Source organism: Legionella erythra, from assembly GCF_001467615.1.
Classification (GTDB): Bacteria; Pseudomonadota; Gammaproteobacteria; order Legionellales; family Legionellaceae; genus Legionella_C; species Legionella_C erythra.
Window position 1 is genome coordinate 15,107 of the sequence record NZ_LNYA01000036.1, and the last position, 7,591, is coordinate 22,697.

The window sequence follows — 7,591 nt, forward strand, 5'->3', positions numbered from 1 at the left end:
TTGGGAAAGACCCCGAATTCGCCCCCCCTTTGTCTTGCTAACCCATTGATTCAATTGGCGTCCCGGAGAGGATTTGAACCTCCGACCTGCCCCTTAGGAGGGGGCTGCGCTATCCAGCTGTGCCACCGGGACTTAAGTGAGCAAGTCTACCTTATTCGGGGTGTAAATAACAACACTCCCGCTATGCCCTACATGGATTGATAATTGGGGCCGCCGCCGCCCTCGGGCGCTTCCCAGACAATGTTCTGGCGCGGGTCCTTAATATCGCAGGTTTTGCAGTGAATGCAGTTTTGTGCGTTAATCTGCAGCCGCGGGCCCGCTTCATCCTCGACGATTTCATAAACTGCTGCGGGGCAGTAGCGGCTTTCGGGCGATGCGTATTCCTGATAATTAACGGCGATGGCTAAGGCTGGATCACGTAATTTCAGATGGCAGGGTTGATTTTCTTCATGATAAGTATTGGTCAGGTAGACCGAGCTTAAGCGATCGAAGGTTAAAATGCCATCGGGCTTGGGGTAAACGATTTTTTTGGCTTTGGCGGCCGGCAACAAGCTTGCATAATCCGCATGGTGTTTAAGCGTCCAGGGTGATTTGCCATAAGTGATATAGGTTTCAAAGGCCGCATTAGCCAAACCGAAAACCAGGCCAAACTTAAATCCGGGACGGATGTTCCTTACCGCATATAATTCATTGGTTACCCAGGATTGGTTGAGCTTTTCAGGATATGCCTTTAATTCTGTCTGTTCATCCTGCCCCGTGTTGTCTGCCATCAAGGCATCAAAACAGGCTTCGGCGGCCAGCATGCCTGACTTCATGGCGGTATGCGTCCCTTTGATTTTGGGTACATTTAAAAAACCGGCGGCATCACCGATAAGCGCCCCGCCCGGGAAGGTTAATTTGGGAATGGATTGCCAGCCGCCTTCATTTAAAGCACGCGCGCCGTAGCTGATGCGTTCACCATCCTGGAGGATTTTACGAACAAAAGGATGGGTTTTAAAGCGTTGGAATTCAGCAAATGGATTAAGCCAGGGATTTTGGTAGTCGAGCCCGATGACATAACCAAGGGCGACCCGGTTATCGGAGATGTGATAAATAAATGAACCACCATAAGTGGCATTGTCTAAAGGCCAGCCAACGGTATGGATGACCTTGCCGGGGTGGTGGTTTTCCGGTTTGACCTGCCATATTTCCTTAAGGCCTATGCCATATGTCTGGGGTTGGCATTGGTCACGCAGCTGAAAGCGATGCATGAGATTCTGACTCAACTGGCCTCGGCAACCCTCGGCAAACAGGGTTTGTCGGGCATAAAGATGCATGCCGGGTTGGTAATTGCTGGTTTTGTTGCCTTTCTTGTCAACACCGACATCCCCAGTCGCCACGCCAATGACCTGACCATGGGTATTATAGAGGATTTCAGACGCTGGAAAACCAGGATAAATTTCGCACCCCAGATGTTCAGCCTGCACGGCTAAAAATTGGCAGAGTTCACCTAGGCTGATGATGTAATTGCCGTGATTTTTCATCGGTTTTGGCGTCGGCATGCGAAAAGCACGCTTGCTGGTCAGCCAATAAAAAGCATCTTCAGTGACAGCCGTATTTAAAGGCGCTTCCTGCCAGGTGTCCGGCAGTAACTCTTTGAGACTTCGGGGTTCAAGCACGGCACCTGAAAGAATATGAGCTCCTACCTGTGCCCCTTTTTCAAGAACGCAGACACGAATGTCTTTATTTTGGCTGGCAGCCAATTGTTTGAGTTTAATCGCGGCAGATAATCCAGCAGGACCCGCACCGACAATGACCACATCGTATTCCATTGTTTCGTGTTCCATACCAAATTCCTTCTTTCAGCAAAATCGTAAAAGATTACCTTAATGCCATTGAATAGCAAGCTTTTGTCAGACGAAACGATAAGGCCGAAATGCTTCAACCTGAGCGTGTTAAATTAAAAAAACATTTGTTGTATGATGAGACGGGCAGTATCCGGGACGGATTAAAAGGAGTGTTGCAACATGCAGGACGGCGAATTATACGCAGGTGGCTTGGGCTTGAATTTTTATGAAAGCGCTGAACTGGAGCCCCTGGAGGGGCTTGACGGCAGGCAGGCCGCGCTGGCTGTCGCCCGCAACGCTCTGCGCATCCTGACCATGGGATGGCAGGATGAGGTCAAAACCCTGCTCAACCGTAAAGTATTAAAAGCCATCTTCTGGTCCCGCGATCAGGAGTTAATGCGGGCCATGCGCATTGCCTTCCAGCAGGGGTTTGATCATCTGTTTCAACAGCTGCAGGGAAAGCAGCTCGATCCTTTAAAGCAGCGCCAGGCCGATCTTTATATCAGCCAGTGTTTAAGCCTCTTGCCTTTTAGTGATATTACGCCTTATGAATGTTTTACCATTCCTCAGTGGATTAACAAACGCTGGCAGATGGTTCATTACAAGGTTGTTCCCATTGAGTTGACCCCGGTTTCCGGTTTTAAAAAACTGTTTTTAAGCGAACAGGACCGGGTATTTGCTTACGGTCTTGAACCCATCAATCACCCGGATGCCGATCCGCACCTTATTTTTATGGGAACAACCTATCCAGCCGGTCAGGGATTTGTATCGCAACTGAATACCGATCTGGAAGGCTTTGAAACCGCCGGAAAAAAGCTTTACCGCAACGGGCGCGATAACATTGTGCGCTGGCTTAACCGTCAGGACAGGAAAGCACGCGTCTGCGGAACCAGTCTCGGGGGGGCGCTGTCATTATTACTGGCCATTGATCAGGGCGATAAATTGCAACGGGTTGATGCGTTCAATCCTCCGGGACTCTATAAATCCTGGCTTAAAAAAAGCCAGTACGATCGCTGGGAAGAAATCCGTAAAACCAATAAAAATCTTAGAGTTTATGTGTACAAACAAGGCGATGATCCCATCTCCAAATTCGGCGAATGGAAAGAAGACTGGGACATTGTCCACGTCATTCCCTCCGATGAACGCAAAAAGAAACTGAATCCCCTGACGGATCACGCCATGATTTATTCTGGTTATGAAGACACTCAATTTGTTGGTGTGGATACCAAAGCGGACAATCAGGAACGCAGGAAGCGTAATTTCTGGCTATATACGTTGCTGCGCGGTGTGTTTTATTATTCAGTGCTGGTGCCTTTTCGCTATGGGGTGTTGCCGGCCCTGCGGTATGGCTGGGCACACAAGCGGCAAGTGGGTCTTGGGCTTGGTTTTTTCGCCTTGTTTCTTTTATTTCCAGCCCTGGTTCCCGCCTTGTTCATCCCTGGTCCCGCTATCCTTGGATTGCTCGCCAGCGCGCTCATTTCAGCGGTGATATGGAGCTATTTCACAGACTTGCTGCTTACACTGATTTACGATGATTTCACCAACCGCAAGCGGGGTGAATTTAATTCATTTTTAAATTGGGTTTCAGAGCGTCCGGTATGGGTCAGGGCTTTGTTGGGCACCGGGATGGTTTTGATTAGCGCTGCCATGCTGATAGTTCCTCTAATTCCTGTTTTCGTACCCTTGATGACGCCAGTATTCTTTTTAGCTCTGGCTGCCGTGCCGTTTATGGCTTTTTTAAGCTATTGTGTCATCCAGAGTATTCAAACCCTTGCAGGCTTAAATAAACCGACCATCGCCGAATGCCATGATCCCTTGTTGCCGAGAAATCCTGAACGCGATATTTACCGTAAGGAAATGAGTGCAAAGATGAGCATTCAGGATCTGGGCGATTATCATTTTGCAACCCGGGTTTTGCTAAAAGATAAGCCTTACCTGCCTTTATCAGGGGACGAGTACCGCGAACGTTACCAGGGATTATCCAAGCGCGAGGTGCTCCTCAAAAGCCAGGATCCTGACGAGGCAACTCAATCGATTCAGGTGAAGGCTCCAGAGGCAAAAATTCATGAAATGCGGCAGATAGCTTCCATCGCCAGGCGGTTTGGGTTTCAAAAATCACCCGCCTGCCTTGAAGAATTGAGGGCCATTCATGATGGCTACAAACTCGGTAAAGTAAAATCTCCAGAGGCAGTCGACGATGATTTGGTGGCCGAACCCAGGATGGACAATTGGGTGTAGATGCGGGATCAAACGGCTTCCAGAATGGCAGCTACCCCCATCCCGCCTGCGGTGCAAATGGAAATCAAGCCGCGACCTTTGCCTTTTTGATGCAGTAATTTAGCGAGAGTACCAACAATGCGCGCCCCGGTGGCCGCAAATGGATGTCCAAGCGCCAGGCTTCCTCCTTTGATATTCATTTTGCTTCGATCAACGGGTCCTAAGGCGTGTTTCGCTTTCAGGACATTGCGGCAATAGTCGTCGGATTCCCAGGCTTTCAGGGTGCATAACACCTGACCGGCAAAGGCTTCATGGATTTCATAAAAGTCAAAATCCTGCAGGGCAAGCCCATTGCGGTACAATAATTCATAAACAGCACGGGTAGGCGCCATGAGCAGCCCCTCGCCATGAACAAAATCCACGGCGGCAACTTGCGCATCGACGAAGCGAGCCAGCAGGGGATGATGGTATTGTTTGGCGATGCTTTCGCTGACTAAATACACCGCGGCAGAACCGTCGGTCAGCGGCGTGCTGTTGCCGGCGGTTAAGGTACCGGCCGCTGTTTTGTCAAAAGCCGGCTTGAGCTTTTCAAGTTTTTCAAGCGTGGTGTCTGGACGAAGAATACCATCCTGGTGTAAGCCCTTAAAATCAAAAATCAGATCATCATAAAAACCCTCTTCATAGGCACGGGCAGCCTTTTGATGGCTTGCCAACGCCAGTTGGTCCTGTTCGTTACGGCTTATTTGCCATTGTTTGACCATCTTTTCGGTGTGCTCGCCCATGGATAGACCAGTGCGAGGCTCTTTGACAGACGGGTATTGCGGTTTGAAGTGGCTGGGTTTAAACGATAGCACGGCTTTGACCTTTTGCAATGGTGTTTTGGCTTCATTGAGTTTAAGAAGAATACGGGTAAACGATTGACGGAACATCACCGGCAGATCGCTATTGGAGTCAACGCCGCCGGCAATGCCGTCATCCATTTGATAATTGGCGATTTTTAAAGCAATTTGCAATGTTGTTTCAAGGCTTGTACCGCAGGCTCTTTGCAGAGTATAAGCAGGCGTATCCGCATTGAGCGTAGTGCCGAGGACCGATTCGCGGGCCAGATTCCAGTTCATGGAACTGTTAATAACTGCACCAAGGCCGACATCGCCGACCGTTCGGCCGCCTAACTGCATCTGATCGACCAGCCGCTGCAGGGAGGCAATCATTAAATCCTGCGTCTGCACCGCCCTGTAATCGGTCATCGATTTAACAAAGGGAATGCGGGCACTCCCTGAAATGTACACAGCGCGTGTTTTCATCGTCGTTATCCGCTGTCAAAGATCCATACTATTAGTCTAGGGCGTGTCATCAATTAAGCCAAATGACCAAGGCAGATATTATCTGGCTACTATTGCTCAATATATTTCCATTGGGCAAAGAGGACTAAATGCTTCGCCACACTTGTCTTGCTGGCAGGCTTTACCATTTTTTGACAACACCGTTAGGGGTTCATTCTCCAGCCGTTTTTCTGCAAGAATTTTTTTTTCAGCTTCTGGTTCTTTGTTTCAAGCTCGCATAAGCGCTTCGGCAAGATTAACCTTACTGGTGTCTTATCCAGTAGAACAAGTCACTTCCCCAACGAAATATTTGCATAAAATTTACGTCAATCAAAATGACACATTAATAATCACTTAATGTGCTGGTGATACACTTTGTATATTTTTCAAGATCAAGCGTTATATGGGAAATTTAACTTATTCTGAACGTGTAAAATTAACGAAGCTCATTCAAAAAATAGTGTCCAAGAAATACGAAGGGAAAGCACTGGATAAGCTATATGACGAAGCGATTAAACTTGTTCATGGTAATTCCGACGAAATTTACCTTTGGCACACCGAGAAAACGGATGAAAATAGAACAAAACTTAATCAGGTTATGGATGAGCTAAATCGATACATTAATAATCAACTTAAAGCAGAGAAAATGATTGTCTCGGCAGCCAGTAAATTAATTTCTGATTTTGAAGGCGCTGAAGCGGATGCCAAAGAAGCCATTCGCCTTGCCAGTGGTGACCCTGAGATTTATGACACCTATGAAAAAGAAGTAAAAGAGTACTTTGATTCAGAACCAGGCAAAAAAATTAGTCTGCGTAAAAAATCCGGTGAAAAAGTTGAGCATCCCAAAGAAATTCTGGAAAAAGAACAATTTATCAAAGACGCAAAAAATATTGTAAATACCCTGGCTAATACCTTAATGGTTACATCCACAGAATTTAGAGAAAACCGTGTTGCTTACATTAGGCAAAGTCTGGAAAATTCAAAATATAATGCCAAATTTATTGACCGTGATGGCCAAATGCAATTCAGAACCATTCGTCCAGAGGGGGATTATGGAAAACCAGAGGTGGCTTTTAAAGAAGGATTAGCCCCTCAATTCGTCAGCATGTGGGCTTTCCAATCAGGCGTCATTAGTAAACCCTACGTCAATGACGTATTTGAAACAACAGGTGAAAAAATTGGTTGGTCTGGGGGTATTGCGTCAACTTCTGCCAATTTAAAATTTTGTGCTGCCTTTGATTTTGCTGCGAGTTATGGTATGCAAGACGGCTATATTTACGTGTATGCATGTGATGAAGCAGCATCCATTGCCCGTCATATTAGCTTTGGTGTAGGTTATGATGGAAAAGTTGATAAAGGAATGGGCATAGAACGCAGTAATGCTGAGGCTGCAATGGAATATATGCTACCTTTTTTATCGCCTGATCGCATAATCGGTGCCAGGGAAGTGAAAAAAGATGGTTCTCTCGGCGAATTTTTTCCAAATCCAAATGTGAAAAAAAGTGCTTATGGTGATACCGAATTTCTAAAATTGCTCCTTTGCGAAAATGTCAATGAAATCAAGCTTATTGAATATTTGGAAAGACGTAGTGTAGAGATTTTACATAAAGATAATGATCTGAATTATACCCATGACATGGTTAAGCTTTTTTGCAAACTCGCTCCTGAACGACAAGCGGTCCTATTAAAAATAGCTCACGCGTCTCATATTGCATTAACGCATCAACTGACAGAAAATTTAGACTCGGCAATTAAAGAAAAAGATCCATTAAAATGGGGTATGTTACATGGATTAAAGTTAAGAAAAAACCCTAAGCAAGCCATTGAAGTATTGCCTGAGGTCATGAAGGTGGCATTATCCCGCGAACAACAAATAATGTTAGAAACGCATTTGGAAAAAGATTCTAAATTAGAAGTAAAATCACACTTTGTATTTGAATTTGAGAGGGACAAGCGTACAACGAAAGACAAATCATCTGCAGAGAAGATTCATTATCCTCAACCACGGTTTTTTAGACTACCAAAAGAACAACCTGTCACTAAAGATACGCTGGAGACGAAAAGTAAAACCACCCCATTTTAAGCGAAGTTAAAGCAAGGCTGGCTAAGTACTAAATCATACGGTTTGCGATGCCGTCGGGAATCCCATAGCTTTGGTAATCCCCCCATATTTAACTGACATCAAAAATAGAGGTTTAAGCAGCTACTAAAGCCAGCTTCTGCCTT

The 7,591-nt window shown here is 46.3% G+C and carries 4 protein-coding genes and 1 tRNA gene; 2 read left to right on the plus strand and 3 right to left on the minus strand.

What is annotated here, in order from left to right:
* Nucleotides 1–55 precede the first annotated feature (55 nt).
* Nucleotides 56–132, minus strand: a tRNA-Arg gene (locus Lery_RS14670).
* Nucleotides 133–188: 56 nt separating this feature from the next.
* On the minus strand, nucleotides 189–1,826 hold the full coding sequence (locus Lery_RS14675; protein ID WP_058528004.1) for an electron transfer flavoprotein-ubiquinone oxidoreductase: 1,638 nt from the start codon (nucleotides 1,824–1,826) through the stop codon (nucleotides 189–191).
* A gap of 180 nt (nucleotides 1,827–2,006) precedes the next feature.
* Between Lery_RS14675 and Lery_RS14680 the strand changes: the two genes are divergently transcribed.
* Nucleotides 2,007–4,064, plus strand: a complete 2,058-nt coding sequence (locus tag Lery_RS14680; protein WP_058528005.1) for an MFS transporter — start codon at nucleotides 2,007–2,009, stop codon at nucleotides 4,062–4,064.
* 8 nt (nucleotides 4,065–4,072) lie between these two features.
* Here the strand turns inward: Lery_RS14680 and Lery_RS14685 are convergent, their stop codons facing one another.
* Nucleotides 4,073–5,347 (minus strand): acetyl-CoA C-acetyltransferase, encoded by a 1,275-nt coding sequence (locus tag Lery_RS14685; protein ID WP_058528006.1) that lies wholly within the window; start codon nucleotides 5,345–5,347, stop codon nucleotides 4,073–4,075.
* Between the two features lie 421 nt (nucleotides 5,348–5,768).
* Between Lery_RS14685 and Lery_RS14690 the strand changes: the two genes are divergently transcribed.
* Complete coding sequence (locus tag Lery_RS14690; protein WP_058528007.1) at nucleotides 5,769–7,448, plus strand: hypothetical protein; 1,680 nt, start codon at nucleotides 5,769–5,771, stop codon at nucleotides 7,446–7,448.
* Nucleotides 7,449–7,591 lie beyond the last annotated feature (143 nt).

What these genes read in the sequence shown, in the direction of transcription:
- Lery_RS14675 (WP_058528004.1), bottom strand. Translation starts at nt 1,826, where the DNA reads ATGGAACACGAAACAATGGAATACGATGTGGTCATTGTCGGTGCGGGT.
- Lery_RS14690 (WP_058528007.1), top strand. Translation starts at nt 5,769, where the DNA reads ATGGGAAATTTAACTTATTCTGAACGTGTAAAATTAACGAAGCTCATT.
- Lery_RS14685 (WP_058528006.1), bottom strand. Translation starts at nt 5,347, where the DNA reads ATGAAAACACGCGCTGTGTACATTTCAGGGAGTGCCCGCATTCCCTTT.
- Lery_RS14680 (WP_058528005.1), top strand. Translation starts at nt 2,007, where the DNA reads ATGCAGGACGGCGAATTATACGCAGGTGGCTTGGGCTTGAATTTTTAT.